Genomic DNA, 17145 nt, shown 5'->3' on the forward strand with positions numbered 1-17145 from the left:
CATTAGGGACTATTTTCATGCAGATTTCCGATGTCCGTCTCTTCATCGGCGGCGAGTGGCGTAAGACCAAAGAAACGCTTCCCATCATCAACCCCGCCGACGAGCAAATGATCGGCACGGTCGCTGTGGCCGAGACCTCCGATCTCGAAGCCGCGGTAAACGCCGCTGCCGAAGGCTTCCGTGTCTGGTCCCGCACCTCGCCGGCCGAGCGCGCCCGCATCATGCTGAAGGCTGCGGCGCTGATGCGCGAGCGGATCGAAGAGATCGCCCTCTCGATTACCCTGGAGAACGGCAAGACCCTCAACGAAGCACGGCTTGAGGTAATCCGCGGCTGTGAATTCTTCGAATGGGACGCCGGCGAAGCGGTACGCTTCTACGGCAGGGTAATCCCGAGTGCGCCTGGCATCCGCTACATCGTGCTGCACGAGCCAATCGGCCCGGTAGCAGGTTTTGCGCCCTGGAATTTCCCGATGAGCCAGCCGGCGCGCAAGATTGCCGGGGCGTTGGCAGCGGGCTGCTCGATCATTCTGAAATCCTCGGAAGAGACGCCGACCGGCGCTACCCATATCGCCAGAGCGTTTGTCGATGCAGGACTTCCTGCCGGCGTTCTGAACCTGGTCTATGGCATCCCGTCGCGGATATCGGAGTTTCTAATTCCGCGTCCCGAAATCCGTGCGATCGCGTTTACCGGCTCGACGCCGGTCGGCAAGCATCTCACCGAGTTGGCGGCGCGCTACATGAAACCCGCGCTGATGGAACTGGGCGGCCATGCTCCGGTAGTCGTCTGCGAGGATGCCGATCCGGTCGCTGCCGGCATTGCTTCCGCCAGCCGAAAATATCGAAACGCTGGTCAGGTTTGCACGTCGCCGACGCGGTTCTTTGTGCATGAGGCGCTTTATGATCGCTTCGTCACCGCCTTCACCGAAACCGCTGCCAAGGTACGTGTTGGCAATGGGCTGGATCCGGAGACCACGATGGGTCCGGTGGCAAACAACCGCCGCATCGCTGCGCTGGAAGAACTGGTGGCGGACGCGCAGTCGCGCGGCGCACGCTTGCTCTTCGGCGGCAGCCGCCTCAAGAACAATGGATATTTCTTCCCACCGACGGCACTCGCCGATTTGCCCGACGATGCTCGGGTGATGCGTGAAGAACCCTTCGGTCCGCTGGCAGTGATCAATCCGGTTGTGTCGATCGAAGAGGCCATCGACAAGGCGAACAGCCTGCCCTTCGGGCTTGCCGCCTACGGCTTCACCAACTCGGTCGCAAATGCCGACAGGCTGATGAGTGGGCTCGAGGCCGGCAATATTTCGATCAACACGCTTGAGGCTTCGGTGGCCGAGACGCCCTTCGGGGGGGTCAAGGAAAGCGGCCTCGGGCGGGAGGGCGGTACCGAGGGACTGCATCATTATACGGTGGTCAAGAACGTCTCGTGCCGGATCCTTTGATCAGCGCGCAAGATTTGGTCACGGGGCCCTTTAGCGCGGATTAATCGGAAGAAGTTATGGAGCCGCGCTGGCTACTGATTGAGGGCCGCAACGAGGCCGGACAGGTGGAGTACGCCGAGAACCGGCGCGACAGGGAGAATAAAATGATCGACCGACCCGAAAGCGACGTGGATTTGTTCACGACTGAGGTCATGAAGGATCCTTATCCGGTCTATCGTATGTTGCGGGACCTTGGACCGGCGGTTTGGCTGACCAAGCACCAAGTCTGGTGCATCACCCGATATGAGGGGGTTAAGCGTGTGCTGGGCGACTACCGCACCTTCACCACTTCGAAGGGCGTGGCGATGGACCCTGCGGTGAACGAAGCGACCTCCGGTCCCGGCCGCGCCAATTCGCTGACCAGCGATCCCCCGTTGCATGACGAAATTCGCCGCGTCACAGGCGCGCCGCTGACGCCGCGGGCGCTGGCGGGGATCAAAGAGCAGATCGAGACCACCGCGCGTAATCTGGTCGACGATCTGTGCAAACGGCGCACGGTGGACGGTATGGTCGATGTGGCGCAAGTACTGCCGCTGACCATCGTCTCAGAAATGGTTGGCCTTCCAGAAGAGGGCAAGAAATCGATGCTGCGTTGGGCGGCGGCGACCTTCAACGCTATGGGGCCCATGAACGAGCTTGGTTCGGAGGCGCTGCCACAGATTCGCGAACTGCATCAGTTCTGTATCAACGATGCCGTACCGGGGAAGCTCAAGGCCGACGGCTGGGCGGATCGGATCTACCAAGCTGCGGCGCGGGGCGAGATTCCGGCACAACAATGCCCCGGCATGATGCGGGAATACATTGGCCCGAGCCTGGACACGACAATCTTTGCCACCGGCCATCTGCTGCGCCACCTGGGCGACAATCCGGATCAGTGGCAGCTTCTTAGAAACAATCGGTCGTTGCTGCCAGGTGCCATTAACGAGGCACTGCGGATGGAGGCGCCAATTCGGCTGTTTAGCCGCTATGTTCGCGCCGAATCGACGTTCGACGAAATCGTCATACCGGAAGGCGCACGGCTTCTGGTGCTCTATGCCTCGGCCAACCGCGACGAGCGGAAATGGCAGGATCCGGACAGGTTCGACATCACGCGCAGGAACGGCGACCATGTGGCGTTTGGCTTCGGCATTCACACTTGCGCTGGCATGCACCTGGCCAAGCTGGAAATCACCTCGCTGCTGAACGCCATGCTCGACCGCATCGCGAGGTTTGAGGTCGGCGAACCAGTGATCTCGATGAACAACACACTGCGCGGATACGATCGTCTGCCGCTGACAATCTATCCGGCTGAAGTTGCGGTGTGAGGTAGTTGGCATGATCGAGGAAAATATCATGCAGCGCGCCGATCCCGAATGGCAGCGCGTCCGCATCGCCGGCCGGGTCAAGGAATCGGAACGGATCATCTCCCTGGAACTGGTGGCTGCAAGCGGTGGCGATCTTGCGCCGTTCGAGGCTGGCGCGCATGTCGACGTGCGGATCAGCCCAACAACTACGCGGCAATATTCGCTTCTGAACAATCCTTCCGAGCGGCATCGGTACCGGATAGGAATCTTGCGCGAACGCGAGTCCCGTGGGGGGTCGGAAACGATCCACGGTTCCTTCTTGCCGGGGCTGGAAATCGAGGTCTCACCACCGCGAAACCATTTTCCGCTCAACCCGGATGCCAGCGAGGTTCTGTTGCTCGCTGGCGGTGTTGGTGTGACGCCGATCATGTCGATGGCACAGAAGCTTGCCGAAGATCGCGTACCCTTCACCATGCATTATTGTGTGCGGAGCGAAACGTGCACCGCTTTTGCCCGTGAATTGTTGGATGGACCATTCGGCGATCGGGTAGTCCTTCATATCGATACGGGACCCGAAGCGCAGCGGTTCTCCGCCATGGATGTTCTCAAGGGAGTGCGGCCGGGCTCGCATCTCTATGTCTGCGGTCCTGGAGGTTTCATCGACCACGTAGTGAAGATGGCGGCGTTCGCTGGATGGGAAGGGCACCAGATCCATCTTGAGCGCTTTACCGCCGCTCCTTTGGTCTCTGAGGCCTTTACAGTCGTGGCGCAGCGTAGCGGCATTGAGGTTCAGGTCTCTGTTGGCCAGCGCATTTCGGAGGCCCTGCGCGAGGCTGGCGTCGAGATCGAAATGTCCTGCGAGGCAGGTGTGTGCGGCACCTGTTACACGCGGGTGCTGGAAGGGGAGCCTGACCACAAGGACAGTTTCCAGACCAATGCCGAATTGGCTGCGAACGAGGGAATAGCAATCTGCTGCTCGGGCTCGAAGTCGCCTCGGCTGGTGCTTGATGTCTAAACATTGGCGAGGGTAGGGACGATCTCGCAGCAATGACATTCTGGGGGTGGATCGCAACAACTTCTAGCTTACAAAGTTCGGGGCGGCGATCGAAGCGGTGATGGAGGCTGTTGGGCCTGATGCCGGTTTTGTGGAGCGCAGTTAACCGAGACTAATTCTCGGCCCTGGTGCACCTCTGGCGAGTGAGCCATCGGAAGCCGATCGCCTTAGACTCCGGCTTTCACATTCCAGCGAACCTGAAGACGTTCTTCAGGAGCTCTTTCCAATCGCATGGATCATCCCACGCAATTCTGCCATTGCCTTGACCAGTCCGATAGGCGTGTATCCCGGTACGAAGTCCGCTCTTTCCTGATCGTAGAGGATTCGACAGGCGTGGTCTGCGCGGTAGGGGATCTCCCAGTCGGCAATGCCTTGCCTGCGCCTGCGTGCCTCTTCCGCCATCAGAAGCGTGAGAACATCGTGGAGGTCGAACGCGCCTGTGCCGCCCAGATGCTCAGCCTCGGTGAAGCTTCCGAATTCGTCACGGAAACGTATGCGCCGGGGATGGGCATAAAAGATGCGCTGACCGAACCTGTCGATGAAATCCGTCAGTACATTGTCGCGCCTGCTGGCGAGAGAACCCGAGCAGAAGATCATGCCGGCGCGCGGCGACGACACGCCATCGAAGATTCTCGCAAGATCTTCCAGGGTGCTGGCGATGCGCGGCAGGCCGCACAATGGAATCGGCGGATCGTCGGGATGGATGGCGAACACCGCTCCCTCCGCCTCGCACGTGCGCGCCACCTCGCCGAGGAACTCGATCAGGTTTTGCCGATAGGCTTCGGTTCCCACCTTTTGATAGGCATCGAGCAATGAATGGAACTCGCCGCTGCCATATTGCCCGGGACCGCCTGGCAGGCCGCGCGTAAGCATGGTCAGCAACTCCTGCCACCGTTGCGCTGGTGTTTCGAGATGGCGCCGGCGGGCCGCCGCGGCGAGTTCCGGATCGATCTCTTCCTCGGCGCCGGGCCGCTTCAGCAGATGGATGTCGAACACCGCAAAATCGACAGCATCGAAGCCCAACGCCTCGGCGCCGCTTTCAAGCCTTGCGTCCAGCCCGGTCCGAACCCAATCGAGCAGCGGCATCACGGTGAAGTTGATACGGCGTACGCCCGCTTGCGCCAGCCGCCGCACCGTTTCCTGGAAATTTGCGGTCAGCCTCGCGCTGCTCTGGCGGCCCAGCTTGATGTCGTCGTGAATGGCGATGCCGCCGAGCGTATCCCATTCCAGCGGTGTTTGCCCGGCGGGAGCGATCTGGACAAGTCTCTTCAACTCGTCGATAGCATCTGCCTCCCACAGGCATCCAGGGGGCAGATGGGACAGGCTGGCTTCGATGCTGGTCGCACCCGACTGGCGTATCCAGTCGATCGTCATCGGATCCTGTGGACCGAACCACCGCCATGTTGCGCGCATCGAGTTGTTTCCTCCCTTACTGAAATGAATTTTTGGACCGCTGAAAGAAAAAGTTACACCATGGCGCGCACGCCCGAAGTAATCCCTGCCGAGGCTCCATGCTGAGCCTGCGCGAAATACTGGATTGGGAAATCCTCTCCGGCCACGCGGTCATAGCCGGCACAGGCTCCCTGGCCGTCGATGTCCGGTCGGTCACCGTCATCGACGCTCCTGATGCGGTGAACTGGGTAAAGCCGCACGAATTCGTCGTGACCAGCACCTATCCGGTCCAGCAAAGCCCGGATGCGCTGGTTGTCCTGATCGAACAGCTCGCAGCGCGCAATGCCGCTGGTCTTGGCGTCAAGCTGACGAGGTACCTGCGCGAATTTCCCGACAACGCTTACCGCCGCGCCGAGGAGCTTGGATTTCCGATCATTTCCCTGCCGGGACCGCTGGCGTGGAGCGATCTGATCGGCAGGGTATTTTCCCATGGCGGTCAGCAACAGGGCAAGGAAGCGGCTTATCTCAGCGCCATCTACCGCGCCTTTTCGCAGCATCGGACGGGCATTGGCTCGCTGCGCGAGCTGTTCGAACTGGTGGCCGGCTTCATCAATCTGCCGGTGGTCCTTGCCCTTGAAAATGAAGCGGGCTTGCAGATCGAAAGTCGGGGGGTCACGGCGGCGGAGGCTGAAATGCTGGCGGAAGCCCTCATCGAGGGTGCGGCGACGGGCGCCCAGCCGGACGACGTACCTCTGCGCATGACGGTCGCTGGCACGAAGGTCGTGGTGGCGCGTTCGGGAATGGGGGCGAACGGCGGCGGCATGGTGGCTGTCGTCGAGCGCGAACTGAGCGCTTCCGAGCCCGACCTCGAGTGCTTGCGCCTCTCCGTACACCTCCTGCTGACACTGGTGGACGCTAACGCCGGCACGCGCGCCAATCTTGCGAGCAATGCGAAACTGCTCGGCGATCTCCTTGATCCGATGCTTTCGCGCGAAGCCAGGAATGTTCTCATTGCCAAGGCTCTGCCTCCGGCAAATGGATGGCATGCGGTGGTTGCCCGCATTTTTGATGCCGATACGCTCGATGGCGCACTGTTCAGGCTGCGCCTGCGCCAGTTTTCGCGGCGCCACAAGGCGTTGTTGCTCGAGGAAGAAGATGGCAGCGAGTACGTCATTGCCGTGCCGGTGCCAGGAGCCGATCCCCGTTCCAGCGAAGCCGTGCTGCGCGAACTGCATCAGGTTTTCGAGCGGCAACTCGAACACGCCGGTGGCCTTCTCTATGGTCTTGGCCAGTCCGGACCGGCGGACCTGTCCGAGGTAGCTGTCCTGCGGCGTGAGGCCAAGGAAGCAATGACTTTCGGCATCAGGCTGAACGGCTTCAATCGCATCAGCCGGCATGAGGACATGCTGCTGCTGCGGCTGCTCGCGCATCCCTCCGTCATCGAGGAAAGCCGCCCTGGTTTCCTGCGACTTCTCGAACCGCTGCTGGCCATGGGCGAGCAGGGAGCGACGCTCATGGAAACGATGAAGGTATGGCTGCGGGAGGATGAAAGCATGCCTCGCACCGCCGAGCTTCTGGGCCTCCATGTCAACACGGTCCGCCAGAGGCTGGAGCGATGCCGCTCGGTGCTCGGCCTGACCGATTTCAGGACCGATACGCGGCTTCGCCTTTACGCGGCACTGCAGCTTCTTCCCATGCTGACGAACGCAGAGGGCTGAAGCAGAAACGTTCCTGCCAGCCCTCCGCGCTGTGCTCATTGGACGATGTTTTCCAGCGTCCCGATGCCCGAGATCTCGACCTCGATCCGGTCGCCAGACTGCATCGGGCTCACACCCGAAGGGGTTCCGGTGATGATGACGTCGCCCGGCTCGAGCGTCATGATCGAGCTGACGAACTCGATGATGAAGGACGTCGGGAAAATCATGTCTGCCGTGGTCGAGTCCTGCCGGACTACCCCGTTCTGGAGGAGACGGATGCTCTGGGCATCAGGGTTCAGATCCGTTTCGATCCATGGTCCCATGGGCTTGTAGGTGTCGAACGACTTGGCCCGCGTGAATTGCTTGTCCTTGAGCTGGAGGTTGCGGTTCGAAACGTCGTTGGCGCAGGTGTAACCCAAAACGACCGACGCAGCCTCGGCTGCCGGAACGTTGCGGGCGCGTTTCTTGATGACAATGGCAAGCTCGGCCTCGAACTCGACGCGCTGCTCGTGACTGTCCAGAACGATGGCCTCGCCGGGGCCGATGATCGCCTGCGGCGAGCACATGAACAGCATCGGTTCGTCGGGCAGCGGCAGGCCGGATTCACGGGCGTGCAGGACGTAGTTGAGCCCGACGCAGACCAGTTTGCCCGGCTTCACCGGAGCAAGAAGCTTGACCGCGGCAAGCGGCAGGGCATCCGCCGACGGCACAATCTCGCCGAAAGGACCGTCGGGCAGGGTGCGCACCCCATCGTTGTCGAGCAGGCCCCAATGCTCGGCGCTGTTATGGGCAAAGCGTACGATCTTCATAACTATGTCCTGTGTGGGTCAGTGCTTGTCGTAATGTCCATTCAGCCAGCGGATGGACTGCGCCATCGCCGTCTCGGCGTCGGGAACCTGGAAATGCTCGGCGGTGATCCAGCCGTCGTAGCCGATCGCGTCGAGGTCGTTCAGGGCGGCGGCGATATCCCAGTCGCCATGGCCGACGGCCCGGCGCTCGCTGTCGCAGACATGGTAGTGCCAGAACAGGTCGCCAGCCTTCCGAAGGCTGTCGCGATGCACTTCCCCTTGGATGGTGATGTGGGCCAGATCGAGCATCAGGCCGATGTTCGCCCGCTCAAGGCCTCGCACGAAACGCACGGCTTCGGCCGTGCCCATCAGGAAGTTTGCATATTGATGGTTGACGGGCTCCAGAACGATGGACGTATCGGGGCGCGCGTCCGCGGCCGCCTGCATCCCCTCGATGACCCACGCTTCGGTCTGGCCGCGCGCGATCCCGTCGAGATAGCGACCGCGCATGCGCCCGACATTGACCATGGCACCGAAGCGTGCCGCCAGGTCCATGGCCGCGATCATTCGCTCCAGCGTCTCGGCCCGGCGTGCCGGATCGGGGTCGGCAAGGGAGAGCTTGTCCTCGCCGTAGACTTCACCCGTGCAGATGGCCGGCATGGCGAGGCCCGCATCTGCAAGCTGACGCTCGATCAGGCCATGATCGAGGGCGCGGGGATCGCGCACGAGGAGCTCGACGCCGTCATAACCTAGTTCGCGGATTCGGGCGAAACAGGCCGAAGCGTCGCCCTGTATCGCGGTGACCCGTGCCGGCGCCACTTCCGGAGTGGCGTACATGTAAGCGAGCTTCATTGCATGAAACTCAGGTCGTTGCGCTTGACCATCTCCGCATGGATCACTTCCTTGCGCAGCACGCTGACATTGGGGATGGCGAACTCCTGTATGTGGAAATATTCGGCCTTGCCTTTTTCGCCGCGCGCGGTGCGCATCACGAGATCGACCAGTTCCTCCCCGACCTGGCGGAGCGATTTCGTGCCCTCCAGAATGTCGCCTGCGCTGATGTCGATGTCGTCGGGCATCTCGCGGAAGACGCGGTTGTTGGAGCTTACCTTCAGAACGGGGGCGATGGCCGAACCCGAAGGCGTGCCTTTTCCAGTGGTGAAGAGCACCATGTGGGCGCCACCGATGATCTTGCCGGTCACCGACGAAATGTCGTAGCCGGGCGTGTCCATGATGATGACGCCCTTCTCGTGAGGTTGCTGGCCGTAGTCGACGACCTCGGTGATCGGGCGGGTGCCGGCTTTGTAGATGCAGCCGAGCGACTTTTCCTCGATCGTCGTCAGCCCTCCCTCGATGTTTCCGGGCGAGATGAACACGCCGCTGTCGTCCTCGGTGCTCATCGACAGCTCGATCTCGTAGGCCTTGATGCGACGCATGAGTTCGTCGCGCACCTCGGGCGTCTTGCCGCGGCGATAAAGGACGCTTTCGGCGCCGACCATTTCGGTGAGCTCCGACAGGATGACCGTTCCGCCTGCGTCGACGATGATGTCGGCGGCCTCGCCCACGGCTGGGTTGGCCGTGAGCCCGGAGAAGGCATCCGAAGAGCCACATTCGAGGGCAATGATGAGTTCGGATAGATCGCCTTCGTCCGTCGGCTGTACCGCCAGCTCGGCCGTCATGCGTTCCACGATCTCTACCCCGGCGTCGGAGGTCGTGCGCGAGCCGCCGGCTTTCTGGACGACCAGCCGCTCGACCGGTCGCCCCGATGCCTTGATGGCATCGAACACTTTCGAGCCGGATGCGGTTTCGCAGCCGAGGCTCACCACCAGCACCGCACCGACATTCGGGTGCACGCCATGGCCGATGAAGGCCTCTTCGGTGGTGCGGTTCTCTTCCGCGTCGAAGGTGCAGCCATAGGGATGCATGAATGTCGCGGCACCGGTGCGGTTGGAAATGTCCATCGCGACACGGTTGACGCAGGCCACTGTGGGGATGACCAGCACATGGTTTCGGATGCCGATGCGGCCGTCTGGCCGACGATAGCCTTGGAACTTCATAACAGCGCTCCTTTCAGCCTATGAATGGCGCCGGGCCTTGACGCCCCAGCAGTTGTGCGTGTGAACATGACCGCCCTCGGCTATGTCCGCGGTCGCTTCGCCGATGACCTCGCCGTATTTCAGGATTTGCTCGTGTTCCTGGATCGGCCGGATTGCGAGCTTGTGGCCCGCCGGCATGTCGTTGCGCGCGATGATCTTGCGGGTTTTCCCCTGTCCGGTGATCAGGACTGCATCGCCGGCCGCGACTGGCCCGGTCAGCGTCGCGACATGATCCTGCGCGCGGATAAGAATTGCCGTTACGGGCATCTCAGGACATCTCCATTGAAGCTTCGTTGAAAAGGGTCGGGATCGCGGCCAGAAGCTGCTTGGTGTAGTCGTGACACGGTGAGGACAGTACCTGCGATCCCGTTCCGGTCTCGACGATCTGGCCGTGCTGCATCACCGCGATGCGATCGCACATACGCGCTGCGACCCTGAGGTCGTGGGTGATGAAGAGCATGGCGAAATCGAGTTTCTTCTGAAGCTCCTCGAACAGGTCGAGCACCTGCGCCTGAACCGACACATCGAGCGCCGACACGGGTTCGTCCGCGACGATGAGGACCGGGTCCATCGCCAGCGCCCTGGCGATCCCGACGCGCTGGCGTTGTCCGCCGGAAAATTCATGCGGATAGCGGTTGGCCGCATCTGGCTTGATGCCGACCAGTTCCAGCAATTCGCGGGCACGGCGCCAGGCCGCGTCGCGTGCAACGCCCTGCGTCATGGGACCGATGGCGATCGATTGCCCGATGCTCATCTTCGGATTGAGCGACGAGAAGGGGTCCTGGAAGATCATCTGCACACGTCCGCCACGATGGCCCTTCATCGCGCGGTGCCGGTTCAGCTCCTCGTCGGCAAAGACGAGGCTGCCGCCGTCGGGGGCTTCCAGCCCGACCACGCATCGTCCCAGCGTGGATTTGCCGGAGCCGGATTCGCCGACGATCCCGAGCGTCGAGCCCCGTTCGAGCGTGAAGCTGACACCCTTCAGGGCTTCCAGCTTGCGTTGCGCCTTGAAAAGCCCCGACGACAGGAAGTAGGTCCGCTGGAGGTCCTTGGCCTCAAGCAGCGGCCTGGCCGCATTCTCTGGGCGAGGCGCCGCCGTTCCGGTGGGAATGGCCTCGATGAGCTGGCGGGTGTAGGCGGAGGCGGGGTTGCTCAGCACCTCGCGCGCCGGACCCTGTTCCTCGATGACGCCATTGCGCATGACGATGACGTCGTCGGCGATCTCGGAGACCACGCCGAAATCATGGGTGATGAAGAGCACGCCCGTTCCGCGCCGCTCGCGCAGCGAAGCGATCAGCTTGAGGATCTGCGCCTGGGTTGTGACATCCAGCGCGGTGGTCGGCTCGTCGCAGATCAGCAGGCGCGGCTCGAGCATCATCGCGCAGGCAATCACCACGCGCTGGCGCTGCCCGCCCGAGAGACGGAAAGGGTAGCTCTCATAGAGCTCCTCCACCCGCGGCAGTCCGACGTCACTCAAGGCGGCAAGGGCACGGCGGCGACGTTCGGCGGCTGGCAGGGGCAAATGGACTTCCAGCACTTCTTCCAGCTGTGCCCCGATCTTCATCAGCGGGTTCAAGGCGGCCATCGGCTCCTGGAAGACCATGCCGATCTCGCGGCCGCGCAAGGCGCGCATTCCCGCCTCGTCGAGTTTGAGAAGATCGAGCTCGCCGAAATGGATCGATCCGGCTTTCGCCTCCAGATGCGGACGTGGCAGCAGACCCATGATGGCATCGGCAACGGTGGATTTGCCGGAGCCGGATTCGCCCACGATGCAGACCGTGCGGCCCGGCATGAGGTTGAAGGATGCGCCCGAGACCGCGAGCTGGCGATCCGAGCCCTTGGGCAGCGAGATGTCGAGCCCATGGACCCTGAGCAATGGAGTGGCGTCGGTCGACATGGCCATCACCTGTTGCGCGAATGGATGTTGAGAGCGTCATTGAGCGCTTCGCCCAATACGTTCAGCGCCAGCACGGTTATGGCGATGGCAAGCCCCGGGAAGGTTGCCATCCACCATGCCTGGCGCAGAACCGTGCGCGAGGCGCCGATCATGAAGCCCCAGCTCATCTGGTTGGGATCGCCAAGGCCGAGGAAGCTGAGGCTCGACTCCAGCAGGATGGCGGTCGCCACCATCAGAGAGCCCATGACGATAATGGGAGAGGCCACGTTGGGCAGGATCTGCCGGAACATGATGGCGAGCGCGCTTTGGCCCTGAAGCTTGGCCGCCAGGACGAAATCGCGGCTTCGCAGCGACAGGAACTCCGCCCGCACGAGCCTCGCGACCGGCGGCCAGGAGACGATGCCGATCGCCATGACGATGGAGCCCACGGAAGGTTGCAGGACGGCGACAAGAACCAGCGCCAGCGCGAAGCTTGGCACCACCTGGAATATCTCGGTGAAGCGCATCAGCGCGCTGTCGACGTGGCCGCCGCCATAGCCGGCGATTGCGCCTATGACGACACCAATGAAGACCGAGACAACCGTCGAAACCAGCCCGATCAGCAGCGAGACCCGGCCGCCCCACACCAGGCCCGCGAGAATGTCGCGGCCGGTGGTGTCGGTTCCCAGCGGAAAACGCATGTCCGACATAGGGGGCAGGAAGGGGCGTCCGCCCATTGCCCATGGCCCGCGCGGGAACAGCAGCGGCGCCAGCAAAGATATGGCGATGATGCCGAAGATGACGATCAGGCCGATCCACACTTCCGTGCGGGTGAACATGCGGCGAAGGACGGAGTTCGCGATCACAGTGCAATCCTCGGATCGATCACGGTGTAGATGAGGTCCGTGATGATGTTGAAGACGATGGCCAGCGCCGCCGCGACCAGGAAGGCGCCGAGCAGCAGGTTGTAGTCGCGTTGCAGCAATGCATCGAACATCAGCCTGCCGATGCCGGGCCAGGCGAAGACGGTTTCGGTCATGATAGCGCCACCGACCATGTTGCCGGCCTGCAGCCCGGCAAGCGTCACCACCGGCAAAAGCGCGTTGCGCAAGACGTGGCGGAACTGGATCCGCGTTTCGCCGGCACCTTTTGCGCGTGCGGTCTTGACGAAGGCCATCTGTGCCATCGCCATCATGTTGGCGCGGGTCATGCGGGTGTAGACGGCGATGTAGAAGAAGGAGAGCGCCAGCGTCGGCAGGATGAGATGCTTGGCGACATCCAGTGCGGCAGCCGTGCCGGTAAGGTTGGCGCCGACGGAGCTGTAGCCGAAGGCGGGCAGCCAGCCGAGGTGAATCGAAAAGACCAGAACCGCCATCAAGGCGAGCCAGTACATGGGCGCGGCGTAGAAGATGAGTGCGGCAAAGCCGATCGCCCGGTCGACCCAGCCGCCGGGCCGGCGGCTGGCGAGCACGCCCAGCCCCACCCCGACAACCAGCGAAAACACGAAGGCGCAGACCGTCAGCAACAGCGTTGCAGGCAGCCGGTCGGCAATCAGTTGCGCAACCGTTTCCTGCTGGCGGTAGGAAAAGCCGAGGTCGAGCGTGCCAATGCGCGAGATGTAGGTCCACCACTGCACGAGAAGCGGCTGATCGAGCCCGTACTGGATCCGCAATGCGTCCAGGAACCGCTTGTCGACCGCGCCCGCTTCGCCAGCCATCACGGCGACGGGGTCGCCCGGCGCGGCGCGGATCAACAGGAAATTCAGGGTGGCTATGACAAAGAGCGCAACCACGCCCTGCACGATGCGCCCCAACAGAAATTTCAGACGGTTCACACTCTTCGCCCCTGAACAAAACCTCATGGCAGCCCGGGAATGCCGGGCTGCCAACTGACGCTGTTTGCGCGTCCTATTCGACCCGGGCGCGCCCGAGGCTATCGTTGAGGCCGACCGCCGACGAGATCAGGTTCTTGATGTTCGAGCGGTGGATCGTCGGCCAGATCATCTCGAACAGCCAGGCGAGCGGGACTTCCTCGGCGATAAGGGCCTGGGCGTCCTGGTAGATCTTCGCGCGCTTTTCCGGGTCGATCTCGACCGCACCCGCGTCGAACAGCTTGTCGAGTTCGGGGTTGGAGAAGGCCGAAACGTTGTTCCAGGGCGAACCCTCGATGATGTTGGATGTCGTGTAGAGACGTGCGACACCCAGCGCCGGGTCGCCATACTGCGACATGTACGAGAAGGCGATGTCGTAGTCCTTCTCGCCCAGGCGCTGGTTCCAGCCGGCGACGTCGGTGGCGGTGAGTTCCACCTGGATGCCGGCCTCGATGAGGTTTTCGCGCGCGATTTCCGCAAGCCGCTGCCAGGTTTCGCCATAGGGCAGGGGCAGCAGGCGGATTGGGCTGCCGTCATATCCGGCTTCGGCGAGCAGTGCCTTGGCCTTCTCGACATCGCGCGGGTACTGTTTGATGTTTTCCGAATAGAACCTGGTCGAGCTGTTCCACGGGCTCGGCGCGACCTTGGCGTAGCCGAAGAAGGCGATGTCGCGCATGTTCTCGCGGTCGAGCGCATACATGATCGCCTGACGGACGCGCTTGTCCTGGATCCACTTGGACCCGTTGTTGAGCCACAGGAAGCACTGCGACCCCTGGAATTCCCAGCCCTTGGTCGTCAGTTCCGAGTTCGGCAATTCGGCGAGACGCTGGACGTCGAAATATTCGACAGCGCCGCCTGGCAGAACGTCGACCTTGCCGGTTTCATAGGCGGTCGCGCGGCTGGCGCCATCGGGGATGACGTGGAAATAGACCGCGTCGATCGTCGGCACGCCTTCCTCGTGATAGGTCTCGTTGGCGACCAGCTTTAGATACGAGCCCCTCTGCCATTCACCGAACTTGAGAGGACCGGTTCCGATGGGAGCGTTGTTGACCGGATTGGTGTTGTAGTCCGTGCCTTCGTAAAGATGCTTCGGAAGCATCGGCATCGAGCCGACCTCGAAGGACTGGATGAAGGGCGCGAAGGGGGTCTTCATCTTGAAGTCCACCTTGTAGGGCCCGTCTGCGGTGATGCTCTCCACTGCCTTGAGGAAATTACGGACGCGCGGATGGGTCTCGCGCAGCATCTTGTCGACGCTGAAGACCACGTCTTCCGAGGTGAAGGGCTTGCCGTCGTGCCACAGCACATTTTCCTTCAGCTTGAAGGAATAGAACATGCCATCGGCTGCTTCTTCCCAGCTCTCGGCCAGCAGCGGGTGCGGTTTCAGGTCGGCGTCGAAACGCAGCAGACCTTCGAAGATGTTGCCGCCGACCATCTGCGAGGGCACGTTCTGATAGATGCCGATCATGATGCCGGGCGGCTCGGGCTGGACCACCACATTGAGCACGCCGCCCTTGGCTTGCGCCTGGGCCATGAGGGGAATGCCGCTGAGCACCCCGGCGCTGACGGTGGCAGCGGAAATCTGCAGGAATTGACGACGATCGAGTGACATTGAAACTCCTCCTGGAAAAAATCGTTGGTCCCTCTTGGCGGGAACTTGGATGTTGGGCGCCGGCCCTGACGCTCAGGATCGGCGCGGGACGTCTCCCCCGTTATTCGGGCGAGCGCAGAAAGCGGCGGGCCATTCCCGTGTAGATGCGGCGGGAGGCCAGAAAATCCGAAAGGTCGAGGCTCTCATCCGTCTGGTGCGCCTCTCCGGGGTCGCCGGGGCCCAGTATCAGGATGTCGGCGCCGAGAGATTGCAGAACCGAGCCGTCGGTGAAGTAGCTGGCGCCACCGGCTTCGCCGGCAGGCGCGCCCAGTTCATGCCTGATGTCCAGAGCCGTGCGAACGATCGCGCTGCCGGCTGGAGTGTCGAGCGCCGGCAGGGAGTTGATCGTCTCGACGACGATCCTTCCGCCCTCGTATTCGGCTTCGATTTCACGCGCGATGGTTCGTATCGCCGCGAGAATATCGTCGTGGCTCTGCCCCGGAAGGGTGCGCATGTCGAATTCGGCGACCGCGCGGTCGGGGATGACGTTGACCTGCGTGCCGCCCTGCAGGCGGGTGAGGCAGATGGTCGGCCGGCCCAGAAGCGGGTCGGATGCGGCGAGAGCGTCGAGCTCGAGCAGCCTTTGCCGGAACCGGACCACCATTTCCAGCGCATTGAGACCCATCTGCGGCATCGAGCCATGGCTCGTGCGCCCGGTTGCCGTGAAGCTCAGCCACAGCGCGCCCTTGTGGCTGCGCACCGCCCGGTTGGAGGTCGGTTCGGCAATGATCATGGCGTCGAACGGGGCGAGGCTGCCGTCGCTGGCCATCAGCCTCGCGCCTTCGGAGCCGGTTTCCTCGCCATAGGTCACGGCCAGCGAAAGCCGGCCCGACCAGTCATCGCGGGCGTGCATGTCGAGGAAGCTGGCGATGAGGGCGGCAAGGCCGCCCTTCATGTCCGCACTGCCGCGCCCATAGATGCGGCCACCCGCGACCGTCCCTCCGAATGGCGACTTTTTCCATTCGCGGTCGCCGAGGGGCACGGTGTCGCAATGCCCGCAAAAGACCAGGTGCGGGCCTGCACGGCCGCTGTCGAGGCTCGTGACCAGATTGGCGCGTCCGTCATCCCCCTGGATCGTTGTCGATGCGACGCCACGCTCGGCAAGGTAACTGTCCAGCTCGGCCACAAAGCCTTGTTCACGGCCCTGCAATGCCGTCGTGTTGTGCTGCAACATCCACTGCAGGAGAGATATGCAATCGTCATCCGACAGGATGCCCGACTGGATAGTCGAAAGCGAACTGTCTTGTCTGGCAGGTTTTGGACGGGATTGAAGCACGTTTGTTACCTCGTTGGATAACAAACAGCGTAGTCACTCTCGTCATATGCTGTCCATTGTGCTTTTATACATTGAAAATGTTCTTGAGTGTGGAAATGTACATAACAAGATCGGAATTAGGTCGAGGGGTTTGACTGGTCGCACTTGGCATCGTCGCCAGTAGCCTCCGAGCGAAAATTGGGAAATAGCCCGAGGGCGTGCTGAAGCAGCAGGGGGTACGAAAGGGTCTTGTCGTCCTCCCAGGGCCAGGTTGACGCAGTCAATTGACGTCCTGCGGGCCCCTGATCTTTTCATCGAAAACGTCGCTTGACCTTCCAGTGCTGGAAGGGTGCAAGGTCCAATTCACGGCGAGAGTAACTCGGGGGGGAGAATTACATGTGCTCTAATCATCAGCATCACGACGACGTCGCGGCGGACGCTTCGGTCAAAGGCGTGACCTTCCAGGTCGACGACATGACCTGCGGTCATTGCGCCGGCATGATCAAGAAGGCGCTCGAGCACACCTTGCCGGGTGCTGCGTTTTCGATCGATCTTGCAAGCAAGCAGGTGACAGTCGCCGGCGATGCAGCGATTGCCGAAAAGGCCATCCAGACAGCCGGCTACCAGCCCGAGCGCCTCGCTCACTGATCTATTCGGTGCCGGGCTGTCCGGCACCCGACCACTGACACACGGGGACGTCCG

At 62.2% G+C, this 17145-nt stretch carries 15 protein-coding genes; 5 read left to right on the plus strand and 10 right to left on the minus strand.

Annotated elements, in window-relative coordinates:
* Positions 1-17: 17 nt before the first annotated feature.
* The 3 genes from O1Y97_RS11695 to O1Y97_RS11705 are packed head-to-tail and all read left to right on the plus strand — an operon-like array spanning position 18 to position 3782.
* Positions 18-1445, plus strand: coding sequence for an NAD-dependent succinate-semialdehyde dehydrogenase (locus O1Y97_RS11695; protein ID WP_318764197.1), 1428 nt, complete (start codon positions 18-20; stop codon positions 1443-1445).
* A gap of 56 nt (positions 1446-1501) precedes the next feature.
* A complete protein-coding gene (locus O1Y97_RS11700; RefSeq protein ID WP_318764097.1) occupies positions 1502-2788 on the plus strand; it encodes a cytochrome P450 in 1287 nt (428 codons plus the stop codon).
* A 10-nt stretch (positions 2789-2798) separates the two neighbouring features.
* Entirely contained in the window at positions 2799-3782 is a 984-nt protein-coding gene (locus O1Y97_RS11705; protein ID WP_318764098.1) for a PDR/VanB family oxidoreductase, read from the plus strand.
* A gap of 249 nt (positions 3783-4031) precedes the next feature.
* On the opposite strand, the gene uxuA is transcribed toward O1Y97_RS11705, so the two are convergent.
* Positions 4032-5234, minus strand: coding sequence for a mannonate dehydratase (gene uxuA, locus O1Y97_RS11710; RefSeq protein WP_318764099.1), 1203 nt, complete (start codon positions 5232-5234; stop codon positions 4032-4034).
* Between the two features lie 98 nt (positions 5235-5332).
* Between uxuA and O1Y97_RS11715 the strand changes: the two genes are divergently transcribed.
* Positions 5333-6931 (plus strand): PucR family transcriptional regulator, encoded by a 1599-nt coding sequence (locus O1Y97_RS11715; protein ID WP_318764100.1) that lies wholly within the window; start codon positions 5333-5335, stop codon positions 6929-6931.
* 35 nt (positions 6932-6966) lie between these two features.
* Here O1Y97_RS11715 and O1Y97_RS11720 read toward each other — a convergent pair whose 3' ends face one another.
* The 9 genes from O1Y97_RS11720 to O1Y97_RS11760 all read right to left on the minus strand — a co-directional run bounded on the left by O1Y97_RS11720 (position 6967) and on the right by O1Y97_RS11760 (position 16362).
* Entirely contained in the window at positions 6967-7719 is a 753-nt protein-coding gene (locus tag O1Y97_RS11720; RefSeq protein ID WP_183260104.1) for a fumarylacetoacetate hydrolase family protein, read from the minus strand.
* 18 nt (positions 7720-7737) lie between these two features.
* Complete coding sequence (locus tag O1Y97_RS11725; RefSeq protein WP_108607480.1) at positions 7738-8550, minus strand: sugar phosphate isomerase/epimerase family protein; 813 nt, start codon at positions 8548-8550, stop codon at positions 7738-7740.
* A complete protein-coding gene (locus O1Y97_RS11730; RefSeq protein WP_108607481.1) occupies positions 8547-9755 on the minus strand; it encodes a UxaA family hydrolase in 1209 nt (402 codons plus the stop codon). Before O1Y97_RS11730 ends, O1Y97_RS11725 begins: the two co-directional genes overlap by 4 nt.
* A gap of 18 nt (positions 9756-9773) precedes the next feature.
* The gene (locus tag O1Y97_RS11735) at positions 9774-10061 is read right to left on the minus strand and encodes a UxaA family hydrolase (RefSeq protein WP_318764101.1); all 288 of its coding nucleotides are present in this window, start codon (positions 10059-10061) and stop codon (positions 9774-9776) included.
* Between the two features lies 1 nt (position 10062).
* Positions 10063-11691, minus strand: a complete 1629-nt coding sequence (locus tag O1Y97_RS11740) for an ABC transporter ATP-binding protein (protein ID WP_318764102.1) — start codon at positions 11689-11691, stop codon at positions 10063-10065.
* 5 nt (positions 11692-11696) lie between these two features.
* Positions 11697-12509 carry an ABC transporter permease gene (locus O1Y97_RS11745; RefSeq protein ID WP_318764198.1) on the minus strand — a complete coding sequence of 271 codons (813 nt, stop codon included), beginning with the start codon at positions 12507-12509 and terminating at the stop codon, positions 11697-11699.
* Between the two features lie 23 nt (positions 12510-12532).
* Positions 12533-13504: an ABC transporter permease gene (locus O1Y97_RS11750; RefSeq protein WP_108607483.1), complete on the minus strand. Its 972-nt coding sequence runs from the start codon at positions 13502-13504 to the stop codon at positions 12533-12535.
* A gap of 73 nt (positions 13505-13577) precedes the next feature.
* Positions 13578-15149 carry an ABC transporter substrate-binding protein gene (locus O1Y97_RS11755; RefSeq protein WP_108607484.1) on the minus strand — a complete coding sequence of 524 codons (1572 nt, stop codon included), beginning with the start codon at positions 15147-15149 and terminating at the stop codon, positions 13578-13580.
* Between the two features lie 100 nt (positions 15150-15249).
* Complete coding sequence (locus O1Y97_RS11760) at positions 15250-16362, minus strand: M20 family metallopeptidase (RefSeq protein ID WP_318764103.1); 1113 nt, start codon at positions 16360-16362, stop codon at positions 15250-15252.
* Positions 16363-16839: 477 nt separating this feature from the next.
* Between O1Y97_RS11760 and O1Y97_RS11765 the strand changes: the two genes are divergently transcribed.
* Positions 16840-17091 (plus strand): heavy-metal-associated domain-containing protein, encoded by a 252-nt coding sequence (locus O1Y97_RS11765; protein ID WP_318764104.1) that lies wholly within the window; start codon positions 16840-16842, stop codon positions 17089-17091.
* The last annotated feature ends 54 nt before the right edge of the window (positions 17092-17145 follow it).

Origin of the sequence: Aminobacter niigataensis (assembly GCF_946995915.1) — a bacterium.
Classification (GTDB): domain Bacteria; phylum Pseudomonadota; class Alphaproteobacteria; order Rhizobiales; family Rhizobiaceae; genus Aminobacter; species Aminobacter niigataensis.

Excerpts from the sequence above, each read along its gene's own strand:
- O1Y97_RS11695 (WP_318764197.1), top strand. The coding sequence starts at position 18 with ATGCAGATTTCCGATGTCCGTCTCTTCATCGGCGGCGAGTGGCGTAAG.
- O1Y97_RS11700 (WP_318764097.1), top strand. The coding sequence starts at position 1,502 with ATGGAGCCGCGCTGGCTACTGATTGAGGGCCGCAACGAGGCCGGACAG.
- O1Y97_RS11705 (WP_318764098.1), top strand. The coding sequence starts at position 2,799 with ATGATCGAGGAAAATATCATGCAGCGCGCCGATCCCGAATGGCAGCGC.
- uxuA (WP_318764099.1), bottom strand. The coding sequence starts at position 5,234 with ATGCGCGCAACATGGCGGTGGTTCGGTCCACAGGATCCGATGACGATC.
- O1Y97_RS11715 (WP_318764100.1), top strand. The coding sequence starts at position 5,333 with ATGCTGAGCCTGCGCGAAATACTGGATTGGGAAATCCTCTCCGGCCAC.
- O1Y97_RS11720 (WP_183260104.1), bottom strand. The coding sequence starts at position 7,719 with ATGAAGATCGTACGCTTTGCCCATAACAGCGCCGAGCATTGGGGCCTG.
- O1Y97_RS11725 (WP_108607480.1), bottom strand. The coding sequence starts at position 8,550 with ATGAAGCTCGCTTACATGTACGCCACTCCGGAAGTGGCGCCGGCACGG.
- O1Y97_RS11730 (WP_108607481.1), bottom strand. The coding sequence starts at position 9,755 with ATGAAGTTCCAAGGCTATCGTCGGCCAGACGGCCGCATCGGCATCCGA.
- O1Y97_RS11735 (WP_318764101.1), bottom strand. The coding sequence starts at position 10,061 with ATGCCCGTAACGGCAATTCTTATCCGCGCGCAGGATCATGTCGCGACG.
- O1Y97_RS11740 (WP_318764102.1), bottom strand. The coding sequence starts at position 11,691 with ATGTCGACCGACGCCACTCCATTGCTCAGGGTCCATGGGCTCGACATC.
- O1Y97_RS11745 (WP_318764198.1), bottom strand. The coding sequence starts at position 12,509 with ATGTTCACCCGCACGGAAGTGTGGATCGGCCTGATCGTCATCTTCGGC.
- O1Y97_RS11755 (WP_108607484.1), bottom strand. The coding sequence starts at position 15,149 with ATGTCACTCGATCGTCGTCAATTCCTGCAGATTTCCGCTGCCACCGTC.
- O1Y97_RS11760 (WP_318764103.1), bottom strand. The coding sequence starts at position 16,362 with ATGTTGCAGCACAACACGACGGCATTGCAGGGCCGTGAACAAGGCTTT.
- O1Y97_RS11765 (WP_318764104.1), top strand. The coding sequence starts at position 16,840 with ATGTGCTCTAATCATCAGCATCACGACGACGTCGCGGCGGACGCTTCG.